The 16,052-nt window shown below is 58.7% G+C and carries 7 protein-coding genes and 4 pseudogenes; 6 read left to right on the top strand and 5 right to left on the bottom strand.

Going from position 1 to position 16,052, the window contains the following annotated elements:
• Positions 1-35 precede the first annotated feature (35 nt).
• Positions 36-1,198: pseudogene (locus tag I6F17_RS09390) on the top strand (IS701 family transposase); the annotation flags it as partial.
• A 248-nt stretch (positions 1,199-1,446) separates the two neighbouring features.
• On the opposite strand, the gene I6F17_RS09385 reads toward I6F17_RS09390, so the two are convergent.
• The 4 genes and pseudogenes from I6F17_RS09385 to I6F17_RS37720 all read right to left on the bottom strand — a co-directional run.
• On the bottom strand, positions 1,447-3,639 hold the full coding sequence (locus I6F17_RS09385; protein WP_225131432.1) for a hypothetical protein: 2,193 nt from the start codon (positions 3,637-3,639) through the stop codon (positions 1,447-1,449).
• Between the two features lie 439 nt (positions 3,640-4,078).
• The gene (locus I6F17_RS09380; protein ID WP_225131434.1) at positions 4,079-4,453 is read right to left on the bottom strand and encodes a hypothetical protein; all 375 of its coding nucleotides are present in this window, start codon (positions 4,451-4,453) and stop codon (positions 4,079-4,081) included.
• 385 nt (positions 4,454-4,838) lie between these two features.
• A pseudogene (locus I6F17_RS09375) lies at positions 4,839-5,360 on the bottom strand (GSU2403 family nucleotidyltransferase fold protein); the annotation flags it as partial.
• Positions 5,330-5,638: pseudogene (locus tag I6F17_RS37720) on the bottom strand (GSU2403 family nucleotidyltransferase fold protein); the annotation flags it as partial. The pseudogenes I6F17_RS37720 and I6F17_RS09375, both read right to left, overlap by 31 nt.
• A 368-nt stretch (positions 5,639-6,006) precedes the next feature.
• Between I6F17_RS37720 and I6F17_RS09370 the strand changes: the two are divergent.
• A pseudogene (locus tag I6F17_RS09370) lies at positions 6,007-6,662 on the top strand (Wadjet anti-phage system protein JetA family protein).
• Here the strand turns inward: I6F17_RS09370 and I6F17_RS09365 are convergent.
• Complete coding sequence (locus I6F17_RS09365; protein WP_225131436.1) at positions 6,659-7,042, bottom strand: isocitrate lyase/phosphoenolpyruvate mutase family protein; 384 nt, start codon at positions 7,040-7,042, stop codon at positions 6,659-6,661. The pseudogene I6F17_RS09370 and the gene I6F17_RS09365 sit on opposite strands and share 4 nt — an antisense overlap.
• Positions 7,043-7,714: 672 nt before the next feature.
• Between I6F17_RS09365 and I6F17_RS09360 the strand changes: the two genes are divergently transcribed.
• The 4 genes from I6F17_RS09360 to I6F17_RS09345 all read left to right on the top strand — a co-directional run bounded on the left by I6F17_RS09360 (position 7,715) and on the right by I6F17_RS09345 (position 15,907).
• The gene (locus I6F17_RS09360) at positions 7,715-7,915 is read left to right on the top strand and encodes a helix-turn-helix transcriptional regulator (protein ID WP_225131446.1); all 201 of its coding nucleotides are present in this window, start codon (positions 7,715-7,717) and stop codon (positions 7,913-7,915) included.
• A 759-nt stretch (positions 7,916-8,674) separates the two neighbouring features.
• Positions 8,675-8,881, top strand: a complete 207-nt coding sequence (locus I6F17_RS09355; protein WP_036030656.1) for a cold-shock protein — start codon at positions 8,675-8,677, stop codon at positions 8,879-8,881.
• A gap of 4,233 nt (positions 8,882-13,114) precedes the next feature.
• Entirely contained in the window at positions 13,115-13,348 is a 234-nt protein-coding gene (locus I6F17_RS09350) for a hypothetical protein (protein WP_225131438.1), read from the top strand.
• A gap of 1,260 nt (positions 13,349-14,608) precedes the next feature.
• Positions 14,609-15,907: a glycosyl hydrolase family 28 protein gene (locus tag I6F17_RS09345; RefSeq protein ID WP_225131440.1), complete on the top strand. Its 1,299-nt coding sequence runs from the start codon at positions 14,609-14,611 to the stop codon at positions 15,905-15,907.
• Positions 15,908-16,052 lie beyond the last annotated feature (145 nt).

The following is a 16,052-nucleotide window of genomic DNA, read 5'->3' as shown; positions in this document are numbered from 1 at the left end:
CGGTGAGTTCTGAATCCATGGGTGATCGGGATCTGATGATTGGTGGTGCGTCGGTTGAAGATACGCTGACGCTGTGGGCTTCCTCGTTGCGAGATGCCAAGCAACGCATCCGTCCGCTGTTTACGCAGGAGCGGGTGGCGGCCTCGGCGTGGCGGTTTCTCGACGGACTGTTGGGTAACTTGCCGCGCAAGACGGGTTGGATGCGGGCTGAAGCGGCCGGCGATCCAGGCCCGTGGCGCCAGCAGGCGATCCTGGGTCGGGGCAGTGGGATGCCGACGCGCTGCGCGACATTGTTGCGTGAGTACGCGCTGGAACGCTTGCCGATGAGGACGCGGTTCTGGTTATCGATGAGACCGGGTTTTTAAAACAGGGCAAGGCATGGCGCGGCGTCGCACGCCAGTACACTGGCTCGGCGGGCAAGATCACCAATTGCCAGATCGGAGTGTTCGCCTCCTATGTGTCGCGGCATGGCCATGCCTTCATCGATCGCACGCTCTACCCGCCGAAGGAATGGACGGACGCCCCCGCTCGCCTGAAGGCACCGCATGTACCGAGCGATGTGGGCTTTGCGACCAAGCCCAAGATCGCGCGTCGAATGATCGCTCGTGCGATCGCCGCAAAGGCGCCGTTCTCGTTCGTGGCGGCGGACAGCGTGTATGGCACGGGCGAGATCGAAACCCTGCTGCGCGAGACGGGCAAAGGCTATGTTTTGGGTGTTGCTTCCAATCACGTGTTCCGTTCCTGGGGCAAGCCGCAGCCTGTCGCCGGCACCGCCTCCGCGATCCCGCAGAGCCTTCCAAAGAAGGCCTGGCCCCGCCTGTCGTCCGGCAGAGGGACCAAAGGTCCGCGCTGGCACGACTGGGCCTATCTCGAGTTGGGCCGATCTCGACGTCAGTGAATACAACGACGACCTTGCCGGGGAATGGACGCGGGGTCTTCTGATCCGCCGCAACATCGCCGACGGCAGCTTGGCCTTCTTCTCCAGTTGGTGCCCCAAGGGCACCTCCATGCTGAAGCTGGTGTCGGTAGAAGGCCATCGCGGCCCATCGAGGACAGCTTCGAAACCGCCAAGAACGAGCTCGGCCTTGATCACAACGAAAGCCGCTCCTGGCATGGATGGCATCGCCATGTCTCACTCGTCATGCTGGCCTTCGCCATGATGGCCGTCATCCGTCATCGGGCCAATGCTGAGCCAGCGTTAAAAAAACGCGACGCCGGCGCACCAAATATCGTTCCTGATCCGCTGGTCGATCCAGGAATCCGTCGCATCGCTATCAAGCTCGCTCAACGGCGCATCTCGATCGACCGTGTTCTCGCATGGTCGCTCTGGCGGCGAGCTCACCAGGCCGACGCTCGCCGCGCTCACCTCAGACGAAAAATGCAACTGTAATGCTAACTTAGATGAGCCCAGAGCCTCTCTTCGCGAAAAGCCTAATCAGTCTCAAATTATCTGACGTCGGACAGGTTGCCAACTCCGTTGTTCAACAAGGACCTACAGAATGCAGGCGTGAGCTTGCCGCGGTGGATCACGACGTTTTCGTGCCCCATCGCGGCTCGCGCGCTCTGCCAGTGCCGATTGTAGCCGCGCTGTTCATTGGATTTCACATGGCAAGCGGCGAAGTCGGCGTCAGCCGCCGTCGCCAACTGCCACGCATGTACCGGCCGCTTCGTATGGATGTGCACCCACATCGGATTCGCCGCCGCACCGTTGCGCAGTGCCTTGGGCCGCAGCTTAATCTCGAACAGCGTCCCCGGATCGCCGCTCAACGCGCGCGGTGGATCCGGAGGCTCCAACTCCCCGGCCGCCCGCAACCGTTCAAGGTATTTCTGCGAGGGAAAGCCGTAGCTCTTCATGCAATCGATCATGATCGCGGCTCTTTGCCTCTTCAATGAGTTTGCCTGTCCCTGCACCTCGGAATACATCGTCTTGAGCCGGACTATCTTGTCGTGCACTTCGGGCACTTGCGCAGGCGTGAGCAAGCCACTTCGACGAGGCTCCTCCAACGCGGCTACACAGGCTTCGATCTCGGCGGCCTGTCTGTGGAGGCGCTCGACGACGATATTTAGGACGTGGTCGGCGTCCTCGGGTTTCATCTGACGCGCTTGCGAGACGGCGCTTTGCTGCGCGGGCAGATCGAACTGCAAAAGTTCGTCCAATCGCTTGAGCAGTCCCGTCAGCGCTTCTCTGGAGGGCGGAGCCTGCCACATCGTCAGGTTTCCGCTCGCCGACGATGACGCCCGCGCGCGGGCCTCCTCCGCGCTCGCGAGTTTCTTTGTACCCAAATCCGAGAGTACGATAACCTTGCGTGTTGAGCCCGTGCCAGCGTCGGACCCGGCGAGCTGCGGCTCAGCGCCCCCAGCTGTCGAGCTCCCCTCGCCTGCGGCCGCTGCGCGCCTGCCTTTGCCCTTCCTGCGCGCTGCAGTGCCTTCGGCCACCCCGGCAGTATGTTCCGGCAGCACAGCCCAAGCCGGCGGTTCAATCGTGGCTGGCGTCTTTGGCTGAAGTGCCAGCAGCCGCATGACTTCGTCCGCTGTAAGCCACGCACCTTCCACTATCTGATCCAGCAATTCTAACGGAAGATCGGCTCCCGCTCCGGCGTCCGTCAGGCTGGCAACCATGCCGCTCACTCCTGACGCAAATTCCGAAAGCCGCTCCATGACTCCTTCCAGAACGTCGCGGTGCTCAGCGTCAAGCGGCGCTCCGTTGCGGTTCATCACGGCCTCGGCCGTCGAGGCGAATGCCGGAACAACATCATCGATGAAGGTCCCGAGCAGACGCACCCGGCCGTCTCCATCGATAAGGGCGTCTCGCACGGCTGGTCCCAACCTGCTCGCTAGGGAGAGCTGCGCGAGAGTGATCTGCGATTCCAGATACTTGTACTTCGTATTGAGTGCATAGCCGGTATGCAGTCGTAGCGCGGCCTCTTCGGACTTCCGCAACTCGGGCGTGCTGCTTGGTAGGTCGGCAGTAGCCGCGCAGACGGACTGCATCCGCTCCGAGCGCAATGCCCTCTTTCTCCACCACTCCATGCAGTGCTCATAGTAGGGCTCCACGCCTGAAAGCACGCGGTTCAGCTGGTCAGGCGAAGCGGTGCGGATGATCCTGCCGAGCAGGAGTGCTGCTTTGTGTCTGCTCTTCTCCAGGTCATCGAAAATCGCAGCAGCCACGGCGTTACCTTCGTCGGCCGCGCCCAGCGTCTCATCGCGGAGCTGGCGAGCCCGATCGTCGGGCAGAATGCGCACCGCCAAACCTCGGGGCAGAGCAGCGTAGTAGTCCAGAACTGCTAAGCCTGCCTTGACGACTTGATCGATCAGCTCTTGCCTCTCGGACAAGGTCCGGCCGCGCGTGGCTGCCCTACGACAAGTATTAAGGTCCTCAAGCAGGCTGCCCAACGTTCGCTTTGCTGCCTTAACCTCATCTCGTGTTGGCGCCACGACATCCGAAGTTGGTTGCCGGTTCACGAGCGGCGCGGTTCTATCTTGAGGCCCGGAGCGCATCCGCTCCACGACGGCCTCGAAAGATTGACTGCGTTCCCCAGGGACGAGGCCGAACTCCAGGCTCGAACTGCTCGATACCCCAGTGCTGTCGGCTCCTGCAGCTCCAACGTACGATTTGCCAGCTCGGCCGATGCCCGTCATATTTTATCTCCGATAGAAGAGTAGCCTTCCTGGCTAGACCGCTTCGCTGACGAGTAGCTGACCAAGAGCGTTTTTCCCGATGCACAAGCCCATGTCGCCTCGGGTCCACTTCCATCGCAGCTGCTGTGCTGCTGAAGACAGCGGATGCCGGGATAAACGCCTCAGCTGCGGGATCATCACCTGCAGTACATGACCGCAGCCTGAAGCGCGAAATTTTCGCGAGCGCGCGGGGGGCAGCACACCGCCACTCGACAGCCTTGCATTGGGGGTTCATTTTCCTCTGGAAATTGCCCGCGATCGGCGCAGCAATGGGCGCGCGGACATTTCGGGCGAAAATCCGTACGCGGGACATCGCGCATAATCTAGTGTCCTAAACCAGAAGTTATGGCCTTTTAGGCCTTGGCTGACACAGAAGCGTTCGATGGAGCTGAGAATGTCGTCAGCTGATTTGGTCCATCGGAATGGGCTGGGTCGGCGTTGTGCTGTTCGATGAAGGACGTGATCTCAGTACGTAGCTCCGCCACGCTGTCGTGCCATGGCGCTTGTAGTCGTGACTGTGGCGTTCCACCTGACCAGGTCGCATGCGGAACGAGGGTTGGCTCCGATCCGGCGCCAACATCTGCGGCTTTTCGCCGACACACAGCACGATGGCGCGCTCGGGCGGGACTACGTAGAGGCCGACGACGTCGCGAACCTTGGCGACGAAGTCAGGATGGTTTGAAAGCTTGTAGGTCTCGAACCGATGTGGCTGCAGGCCGAAGGTGCGCCATATCCGCTGTACCGTCGAGACCAACAGTCCACTGGCCATCGCCATGCTGCCCGAGCTCCAGTGAGTGGTGTTGGGCGGTTTCGTCTCAAAGGTGCGGACGATTACTGCCTCGATCCGGGCATCTTCGATCGTGCGCGGCGTCGCTGGTCGACCCAGGAAACCGTCGCATCGCCATCAAGCTCGCTCAACGGCGCATCTCAATCGACCGTGTTCTCGCATGGTCGCTCTGGCGGCGAGCTCACCAGGCCGCTGACACGCGGCGCGCTCACCTCAAACGAAAATTGCAACTGTAATGCTAGGAACAGACGCATGTGACGACAAACCCGAGCCGCCTCACCGCCGGAAAACGTGGCTGCACATCTGCGCTCAAGGCTTCCGGGGCCGTCGCCGATGATGGGCGAGAGAGCCTCGTCGACATGTCGAATTGGCATCACGGCGTTGGCGACGCCGTCGGATTCGCAATTGAAACGCGCGCCAGAAGACCTTCCTTGCCTCCCTTAAGCCCGTACTCCTCTGCCGGCTTGCCGCCGAGTTTGGCCGCTTCGGCGACGCCCTTCGCGAGCATCTCGAAAGTGTCGTCCGAAAGACGCAGGGCGCCAACACCAAGCCGTCGTCGCCATCTGGCTCCGCGTTCCCACGCTTCCATCCACGCAAAGCCTAGGTCGCTACTACGTTTGACGGCATTGAATGCTTGAATGAGCGCGCCAGCCTGGTTGATGTCCTTTTTGGCCTTATCCGCAAAGAACACATTCCGTTTGGTCGCGATGATCAGTTTGTGGACGGCGTAGCGCTCCGGGGCCGGTACAAGGACTGGCACGCCGGCGTCATGCAAGACAACAGAGCGGATGGGCTCATGGATCAGGTAGTCTAGGAACCGCAAAACCTGCGCCCCTACAGACTGCCACAATGAAGGCATCTGCGTCAGCCTGGAGGAGTAGTCCTCGTCGCCACGGTTTGGTGTAAGGAATTCGACCTTGAAGCCGGTGGCATTGGCAAAACCCTGAACAGCTTGGTTTCATCGGGCGAGAATGAGGGCGCACATGTCGGATCCACCTTTTTCAGGATCTCTTCGATGTCGGGCATGCTTTCATCGATCCAGATCGAGATGCCGTAGAATTTCGCGATGTCCATATCCTCGGTCGTCACGAGCTCGTCGGGCAGCTTGAGGCCGACTACGCCGCTGTATGTCCGATAGGCCATCGAACCGACGAGCGTGGCGCGAAGCCGAAAAGTCCCGCGCGCGCGAGTTCGTTGACGACGAGACCTTCCATTTGGGGAGGGGCAGGGTAGCCGGCCCGCCTCAACTCCGCTGCTAGCTCGCGTCGCGCGCTATAGCCAATCATAGTGCGCTGGAAAGCTTCCGCGTGTTTGGCAATCTCGGGATCATCGATCGGAACGACATATTTGAGGGTCGTCTTCGCCGGTCCCTCGCCACCGAGGGCGCGTAGGTCTTCTAGTAACAGTATTCGCGGTTGGCTCGCTCCTTTTTTGAGAAAGGTCCGGTTTTCCGGAGCGGCTCGCGAGCCTCAATAAGGATCTCTCGCAGCGATTCGGCGGCTTGATCGTGCAAATCCGCCTCAACGGAGGCCGTTGAAAAACTGAGGCCCGAGATCATCGACCGCAAGCAGCGCGAAGCCGCAATCGCCGTTTGCGAGGCGCGCAATCAGGCCGACCAGTTCACTAAGAGCTTGCGGACCATTCTGGCCGATCTGAAGCGCGTCCGACGGACCGTCATGGAGTCGAAAACAGTCGCTACCCGGCTGGAAGCCTTTTTCGAGGAGTTCGTCGACTCCTGCTGAAGGAGTTCGAGTCCATCCTCACCGGTAACCATCCGTACCGCTTCCGCAGCGCCATTGTCGATCGCGCGCGGAGGATCTCCTACACCCCGGAAACCATGCAGGTCCTCGCCGAGGAGTACACAGCTTCCAGCATGGCAGCCGACCTCGAGGACGGTCGAATGGCCGCTGCCGACGACCTGCTGGCCATCGAGAGCATCTTCGATCAGATCGGGGAGATGTTCGACAGGATCGAGGCCTTCCGCAGGCAGCTCGAAGCCCGGGTCCGCAACACCATTAATTACGCCGACCGGGGCGGGCAGGGACTCGTCGGCCGGGCGGCGGACCTGGTGCGACGCCTGGATGCCCTACTGCGGGACGGCAGGCACCACAAGCCGACAATCGAATGGAGCATAACTTCGTTCAATCCGTGCCCGGCAAACAGCGCCGCGATCCTGGCCACGAGAACAAGATTCTAGGCGACTGCATCCTTTACAGCCTGCAGACGACCACAGAATTCATCAATATCGGCCAGCGGAGGCCGCTCACCAATGAGCGAGTTCAGCTTCGGGAAGCAGCTGTCCTCAAGCGAGACGCGCGCCGCGCCAGCCTGACGAAGTTTGCGTGCGAGGAGGCGAGCATTGTCGAAATTGCCGAAGCTGCCATCCCCGTCGACGAGCACAGCTAGCTCTGTCGAGTCCACCATGCGTTCGACGCTCTGGACGAGCTGGCTCCATGAAGCTTCATTGGCATCACCATAGCTCAGCGAGCTGGCAATCGACAGACCAGACGCCCAGAGCCCCTTAAATCCTGAGCGCTGGGCGATTGTGGCGGAAAAGCCATCATGGGCTTCGATCAAAACGAGAGCTCATCATTCGAGCAGACCTGGGCACTAAGCATTTCGACAGGCGAGGGCCGCACGCGTTATTGACCTGCGGTGGACCGAACGGCTCGTGCTTGATGCTGCATGTCTAAATCCTGTAAGCCGACCGAGATTGCCACCAATGTCGCTGCTCATTTCTTTTCGGCGTGATGCCGCTCAATGACCAGCATTTGGTAGTTTGTTGGGACCGCAAAGGCTTGCATGATCGCCATAGGATTGGCGCCGAACGCAGAGCTTTCGCTATGGGTTGATTGGCCTCGCGCCTAAGGCTGGAAAGAAGGGCTTCGGATGCAAAATGAATGACCTGGGTTCGCGAGCCCGTGCTACGTCCCGAGAGAGAATTCCACTCCTTCGGGGGAGGAGTGCTTAGGGAAAGGGTGATATCCGGCTCACATAGATTTAGAGCTCACATAGATTTAGACGCAAATATCGACAGGCACGGTTGTCGTAATGCCGCCGTCGGATTGGCGACAATGTCGAAAGCCCGTCGATAGGGCTACAGCAGGATGGCAGCCTCGTGCGAATGGAACGGCAATCGCCGAAGAACTTGTCCTGATCCGCCGATACTTTGCGGGCGCCACTGAGTGGTATGGCATTTGCTGATGCCATTCCTGTTCTCTCGAATCCAGGAGAAAATCATTGGCGGATGTGCAAGAGGTTGTGCTGTCGGAACGAGAAAAACAGTGCTTGCGATGGATCGATCAGGGGAAGTCATCCTGGGAGATCGGAGTCATCCTGAACGTGAGCGAGAACACCGTCAACTTTCATGTCAAGAATGCGATGCGAAAGTTGGAAACCACCAGCCGGACGCAGTGCGTCGTCAAGGCGCGGCGTTTGGGTCTTCTTTAAGCCGCGGTTTCGGTGGCGCTGTGGCGAAATACAAGCAGACAGCGATGATAGAGGTGCTGATACTAAGAACAGTGCGTGCTTCCATGTCATCGCTGATTGTTACGGTGAGGCGCAACGCGGACAAGGTAATCAAGCTAACGGCGCACGCGCATCACACTCTTGAAACTGGGCGGTCGGTGGGGTCCCAATGTCCGTCCTCCGTTTGCCGGCCTAGCGGCGTATACGTGTCGCAAGCTAAAGTGTGGTGGATCATAGCGGCTGGCGTGCTGAAACTGTGATCACCCAAACGCCGCTCGGACTGCGCGGGCCGGACCTTAAGTCGGCAATGATGGTAGGCAGACGCATTTCCAAAACACGTTGCTGGTAGACGTTGCACGAACTATGACTCTGCGCGCTTAACCAGTTCGGGTGATTCTCACGAAACGTTGCTGGCTTAGTGACCGATACTTCGCGGACCATCAATGCAGACGTCGTGTTTTTTGACTATTGGGGCGTGTTCGATGCGTGCAACTCTCTTGTGAACCGTTCGCCGCGGCAACTGAAGCGAAGGTCAAATCGTCATCCGGATCCACAGGCATCGAAGCGAAGTGCGGTCGCGTCAGGGGCTTTCTATCGTTTGCATATTGGGCGACAGCTAGGCGATCCGACAGAAAGATGAGACGAGACCTTCGCATCCATGCCGCGATGTTTTTTGCGGCTGCTCTTGATGGCCGGAAGACTCTTCGCTAGATCACAACGGTTCACTATGGAGGTGCCGACGTGGCAATGGGTATTGTGAAGTGGTTCAATCCGACCAAGGGTTATGGATTCATCAGGCCCGAGGATGGAGGCCCCGATGTCTTCGTGCACGTCAGTGCCGTGGAAAAGGCCGGTTACACCACTCTCGAAGAGGGGGCCCGCGTAAGTTATCAGCCCAAGGCCGGGCGTACGGGCAAGATCTCAGCTGAAGATCTCCGGGTTGGCTGATCCGAAAGCCGAATGACGTCTCGGACGAGAGCGGGGTCTTTGTCTCGGGGTGATGAGGATAGTTGTCAGCTAATGGTGAGGTCTTGCTGACGTGACCACTCCCCTTTTCAGCTGAAGCAACATAGCCGAGGCGTGCGCTGTCCAGGCATTGGGATTGCGACACCGGTGAAGCGCTGTCGGCGCAGAGCCGTCAGTCCCGTGAAAAATAGTTCTCGGTGCGGGCTGATAGTGATTGTGGTTCGAGTGCGCTGATTGTTTCATCACGAGAGCCGAGCTAGAAAGGCGCGTCAGCATAGCGCCGCACCGTGCTCTGGCGCAGAGTCTGGCGCGTCTGCGTTGCCTGAACTGCCTGCTGAAGATGGTCCGGAACTTCTTGCCTGGCATGCGCCGCCTGAGGCACGAACTCGTCCTGGACCTCCATCAAAGCCGTCGGGCTCGACGCGGAGGATTGTCCACGCTCACCTCGTCTTCTGTAAACAAGGACAGCACCGCTACACGGGAAACCTTGCGAGAAGCTGACGGCTTTGCCGGTGGCTGCAAGAAAAGACGATGCGCCAATTTCCGCATTCGGTCTTGCCGGCCACCATAATCCTAAACGCAATTGTTCAAGACCACTTCCGCCAGCTTACCAATGTTTTGTGAAGGCACTCCACCATTCCACAGAGTGCCCGTAAACCCCGTTTCATGAAGTGATTTACGCGAATTCGACCCACATATACTTCGGCATGGTTATCCGCCTCAATCCACGTGAGAGGCGTGCCAGATCGTGCCATTCTTGGACTCACAGATCTCACCGTTCAGTCACTGAAGCCCGGTCTGTATATGGACCGGAAGACGCCGGCCTTTGGCTTGCGCGTCCGCAAGAGTCGAAAGACCTGGATCGTTCTCAAACAACCGCACCAAATCCGGCTGAGTCACTATCCTGACTAGAAAGTTGCTGAAGCACGCCGCCGCGGCTTTTCCGCTCTCGGTACTCCCGTTGGGAAAATGAAACGTCAATGACCTGGGTCAAGAACATGCTGCTTGATTGAAGGAGCCGATCGATAACGCAAGCGCCAAGGAGGGCGGAGAGACATCGAGAATGATGGGGGCGGCTAAGGCGCCCATGAACTCATTTTCGTGCTTTGCGTTACGACTCGGATTTGCGCCTGCAGCAGGATCGTACCATACGCTAGCTTGCGAGTAATCAGCGGAGTTCGGCCTATGCGCGCCGCGACGTCGCGCCCCTTGAGGCGGTCACTCTGCACGCTAAAGGTCCATTAGGAGTACAAAATTCCACTGCTGAGCAACTGACCCCCTGGAATTGGTAGAGCCAAGTAGGATTGCCATCTTTCGCAACGCGGCTTTTGTTGTCGATGCAAAGCTTACTGTCCGCGATACTCAGAATAGTAATTCCCATCGCTGCTTGGGATCGGCAGGGTTGTAGACTGCAAGCGTCAGCGGTACTTCCGGAGCGATGCGATCGCCCTTCCTGTGCGATTGCGAGCTTACCTGCACTTGAGTTCAACGTTGATCCGCGAATGTCGGGTTGCAAACATTTTGCGTCCTGATGGACATGGAGACAGAACAAGATAGGCCGCACTTCACAAGTATACACAGCCCAACCGAGGTACAGCAGCGTTTTGGAAGAAAGGCACGGTGCTTGCTTGGGTGCGGTGAGCGTCACCGGTCTTGCAGGGACTGTGATGCTGGGGCGGGCCTGAGATGTTTCAAGGCTATTTCGGGTCCGCCCCGTTACTGCTCGCGAGGCAACATGGAGCAACGTGTTCGAGCGGCTTCAGCGGCTATCGCGTTCGCTCATGCGCTCGGTCGCGAAGTCCTCAGCGTATACGAACATGAAGGCCGCAGGTACAACAGAATCAGAGTCCGCGTAACCGGGAGGAGCATAACAAACGGTTACGACTTCGAAAGTGAATGCCACATCGCCGGTACGCTACCGAGCATATATCACTTCGGTGCGGAGTCGCATTGGCTACTGAGGCCCAAGTGCCCAGGAGTCTACAGCGGCCTTGATTATTGCACCTCAACCCCCTTCTCCGTGAGAGTAACGGACAATGGTGTCCAGATAGTCGATTGGCGGAGGAATTCCTTCACATACAACGTCTGGTGGGTGGTCCGCGCAATAGAAGGAAGCCGACGATGGAAATTGTGCTAGCAATTGGCGCTGTACTCGTTTTCACCGCAATCACGGTCGCTTGCCTGTGGGCGCTTGGTGCCCGGCGTGGCTGAGTATCTTGGTGAATGAGCCCGATGGAGAACGGGTTGTTACCATGCCGCTCCTTCTCGTTGAATTTCTGTGCGGTCCGGATTGGGCTGACGGACCCCCAAGCGGTCGTGCTGTTGTGGGTGTTGATTGTGTGCGGATGCCGCCGGAACAAACGGGTGCGGACTGCTCGAAAGCTATACGGCTGCGTGGCCTAACTCGCGGCCCGCTCTCAGGGCCGCGCGTTTTTGAGCGGATCACTCTGCAAGCTTAAGGTTCAGTTAATTCGGAGAGTAGGGCAGGTCAGCGGTTGGCGTGACAGCACCGAAACGCCCATCTTGAAGGCCATGATCTCACCGGCGCTTCCTTTGTAAAAAAACAAGGCAGTCACCATAGCTCAATACGTGCGCTAGATTGCGTCTATTCAGTGGAAGCGGCGTGCCGCTGACTTGAATACGCCGATGGCTGTCTTCGCGATGCTTTGTGATGCGCGTGATCTGGCGAGGTGCCATCTGGCTGACTCCGGTTAACTTCTAAAATCATACAGTTCGTCAGAAAGACGCGACACTCCCAGCTTAAGTAGGCCATTTCCCAATGGACCGCGAACGCGTGCGTTATTCTCGCTTGCTGATCGTCCCATGGAAGAACGGCAGGCAGCCACGACGGGCGGTCTCGCCCCAGTGATCATCGTGCGATTGCTCTCTCGTCGGTTTTCCTCGGCTGCTGATCCCACCAACTCTCCCGCTCGTTTTTATCCATTCGAGCTAAGCCGCGGATAAAGGATTATGGATTCCGCTACCGGGTTCGTTGTCGGCTACAATTGCCTCCCTCAGTTCTTCGTCAGTGAAGAACTCGGGGACAAAAAATCGCGATCTGTTCTTTGACGGACGGTTGGCGTGCGCGACTTATTCCGCGAGACATGGATCTTCGGACGGCGGTCTCGCTCCCGCAATGAGCAGCTCCACCGTGCTCGCGGGAATCAATTGCGGGAGATTTCGGAGGTCTTGAGCCTCTCATCGGGCAAGCAAGCGAGAACGCGCGATGAAGAGTGAAACCGAAACGCTGTTGACATTCGAACATTGTCCGGGCTCCAGATCGGCTTGAGCTTGGCGTATTCGGACGCGGGTGCTTGACTCACTGTAGGCTCGACTGTTCAATCTCCCGCGCCATCCAAGATGCCCATGCTGACTGAGGGTGAGACAGTCCGTTCCGAGCGGCGCAGTTGCGTAGCATCGCGACGTAGGATGCAAGCGGGCCACGAACTGATCTTCGACCAGGCTGGGCCAAACGCGGCTTCGGAGTTCAAGCGTGAGATCAGTATCGTGAACAGCCGTGGCATCAGATTGCGAGGAGCCTCCAACGCTCTTCTGCATTGGGGATCGACTGCCGATCAGCCGCACAGCACCGTCACTCTGGCGTTAACGCTCGCCACTGTGGCTCACGCCACAACGTCCTGCGCAAAAATGGTGGGAGCACTCTGGCCGACATCGGCTGCCGGAGCGAGCGCTGCTAAAGGCTCGTGGTTGCGGCTTTCGCTCTCTTGCTCAAGACATCGGTTGTTTCAGTCGCGGCAAGTAGGGTCGCCGGCAGCCAGATGGCGCGAAAAAACCTACATGATTCTGTCTATGAAAATGCTCGAGGGCATTGGCATGTCGGTTGCTTGAATGTGTGACGGCACCAATTTGGCCATGATATTCCTTCAGCACCCGATCCAGGTATTCAATTGAAACGTGCCCACTTCATCGATGGCAGACGTCTCCTGATGCACTTTCCAAAGCGCGTGCCAGCATCGCGAACTCTGCTACGTTCGGATTGCCGTTTGCTTTGCGGGCCAGAATCCGGCTGTCCTGCAACGGGCTCGCGACCAATGGCGGTCCTCAACAAGATGGCGCGCACCGGGGTTAAGACGTTACGCTTCTGGACGATCGTTTGCGCCACCTTTAACCCGTGGCTCAAGCGCCCGTATCGGCGAGATGCCAAGCCTGGGTTCTTGGAGCTAAGCGCCGGCCCTGCATCATCGGTGGTCACACATGGTCAATGAGCTGTTGCAGGACGATTGGGATCCTGAGAAAATAGTCAGGCAGAAGGACGAGCTCACGGTCAAGCTGCTTCGTGCCCAAGCGGTCGTCGCCGAATGTAAGGCAGGACTGGCGGATTTGGAGCGGAGGCTTGAGCGTCGAGCGATCTCATTGCCGATCGATGAACGCCACCGCAACTCTGCGGCAAACAATTCAATACGTGACGCGCTACCGCGCGAACCGTGAAGCATCGATGATCCTGTTGACCAGGAAGCTGCCGTGGCGTTTTCCAGGCGATCATGAGACCATTGAAAGCTGCCGTAACCCACGTTAACGGCGAGAATACCGACCGGCTTGCGAGGCATCATTTTACGGACCCGCGCGGGCGAACTGGCGGCCTGCCGTTATGCCTGGCGTGTTGTGATCGCGGTGCGTTGGGCCGGCGGATGGGGCGCGGAGTAACACCACATGCGGGACGTCTCCCTGCGGTGTTGACCAGAGCCTCCTGTCTGGAGGGCTGCTCACGCAGATGTCTGGATTGAACGTCAAGAGCTGTCCCCCTTACTCAGGGCCAGTTCGGTCGTTTTATCCATCTTCCCGGCCGTAACCTCGTCAGCTCTTCGAAAGCTTCTCCGAATACGGATAAACCCATTCGTCCTGGACGGGAGGCGGGCGTGCACTCGCACAATTTCGACCTATCCAGTGCTGCCCCTCCGCCATCGGTACAGCACGCCGGACTAAACGATCAGCAGCCGAAACTGGCGAAAGAAGATGCCTTTGAGCCGCAACTGAATACAGCGCGCGTGGCAGGCCTTGCCTCGATGCCGCGGTCGCAATCCGCCGTCGAATGTGTCGCGCGCGGATCATGATTACATTCACGAGATGGTGAGCGGTCCAAGTAGTCGTCGGAAACTCTCACCATCTACGGCTGAGAAGTATCTTCAGATGCTTTAAGGGGGCGGATTTCCCCCGTGAGGGCGGCCAGTCGCTCCAGGCCAGTGATGACAGTACACTAGACCAGCTCGCCAACACGGTGTTCAAGGAGAACAAGCACACAGGTATGGCTTTCCAGACGCTTCAAGAACAGCGTGGAGGTTCAGCAGCAGCAGTCGGGGTCAGGCGCGCGTGAGTGCCGCGGCTTCGCCGGGTACTGGGCGTACACCAATTGCACCCAGTGAGGCTGATGCGCCGCTCATCGAAATCCTTATCAAGAGCAAGCACTGGGCGCCGACGGCTTTCTAGATGCAAAAAAGCCGAATCCGGCGACCCGCTTGAGTGGCGTGAGAAGGCCGACCATTGACGAAGTTGTCGGATTTTGAACCATCGCATGACGCTTCGTGCTTTTTGCGCATCTGCAAAGTGCTGCTGCGCAGGTGCACGGTCCGGGCCTCTGCTGCGTCTTATAAATGTCATCTTGCGCGCGCCAGTGACGCGCGCGGCGGCTAGATCGAGCCAGCGGCTCCATACCGATGGGGCGTGGATGCCTGACAAAGCACGAGGAGGTCGATGACAAAGCGTTTTCGCAACTTGGCCCTATTGTTCATACTCACCTCCATCGTTGTCTTCCCCGAAGCGAAAGCGCAAGACCGCCGGACTATCACCGAGCCTGTTGCACCTCATACGGTGTGCGAGCGCCTCGTGCCGTCTGGCAAGCAAGATACGACCACGTTGCAAAATGCCATCGACCAATGTCCTTCCGGGGCCGCCGTGTATTTAGGGCGTGGCGAGTTCCGGTCAGGCCCCCTCGAGATGAAATCGGGCGTGACGTTATGGGTCGGACGCGGGGCGACGCTGATCGCCATCCCCGAACCTGCTGCTTACGACAAGGGCCTCGGACAATGTGGTCGTATTGCGGAAAAGGGCGGCGGTTGCCGGCCGTTCATCAGCTTTTCTAAAACGCGCGGCGGCGGCATCTACGGAGAAGGCATCATCGATGGTCAGGGCGGCGCAATAATTGGCGGCGGCGCGGAAACCTGGTGGCAGCTAGCGCGCCGCGCTCAAGCCCAGGGCGGCAACCAGAACGCCCCGCGCTTGATCCAAATCGATCATGCGCAGGACATCACGTTCTCTGGTGTCACCTTGCGCAACGCTCCCAACTTTCACGTCGCGATGAACCGGGTCCAAGGTGCCACTTTTTGGGGCCTCATAATCGATTCACCGGCGGATGCGCGCAACACCGATGGCATCGATCTTGGCGCGAGTCAGGATGTGACCATTACCCGCAGCTTGATCCGTACGGGTGACGACAACGTCGCAATCAAGGCCGGCGACAATGGATCGAGCAGCCATATCTCGATCATTGATAATTATTTCGGCTGGGGGCATGGCATGTCGATCGGCAGTGAGGTGAATTCCGGGGCCAGAGACATATTGGTGCGTAATCTGACGCTGGATGGTACGACGTCCGGCCTGCGCATCAAGAGCGATGTTAGCCGAGGCGGTCTGGTCGAGAGCGTGACTTATGAGTACGTGTGCCTGAGGGGCAACCGGTGGCCGCTAGCTTTCGATACAAAATATGATCCGCGCGCACAAGGCACGAGAATTCCGGTCTATCGGCGAATCGTTCTCCGTCATGTGCATGGCGACACCGGTGTGTTGCTGATGCGCGGCGTAGACGAGGAGCATGCACTTGACGTGACACTCGAAGATGTCCGATTTGCCGATTCCGCCACTTGGCAAGTTGAACATGCGAACGTCACCGCAAATCCCTCTGACGTATCACCGCCGCTGCCCGGACGAGCTGAAAAACCGCTGCTGCGCGGCTCGGAGGTATGTTCCGGGGCGTTCCGCAACAGCGATCGGTAAGCGCTACATCCGGCGCCGAACTCGGGTGGTGAGTTCAGAATCTGCGCCAAGATTACTGGTGTTGACGAAGGTCGGCCTCACGTCCGGACTTGTTTGCAATTGTCTGACGGTTTGCAGGGCCGGGAATGCGAAGGTGACGTGGAGG

It is taken from the genome of Bradyrhizobium sp. NBAIM18 (genome assembly GCF_020193825.1).
Taxonomy (GTDB): Bacteria; Pseudomonadota; Alphaproteobacteria; order Rhizobiales; family Xanthobacteraceae; genus Bradyrhizobium; species Bradyrhizobium yuanmingense.
Note: the sequence above shows the minus strand (reverse complement) of the source record. Positions and strands in the feature narration are given on the sequence as shown.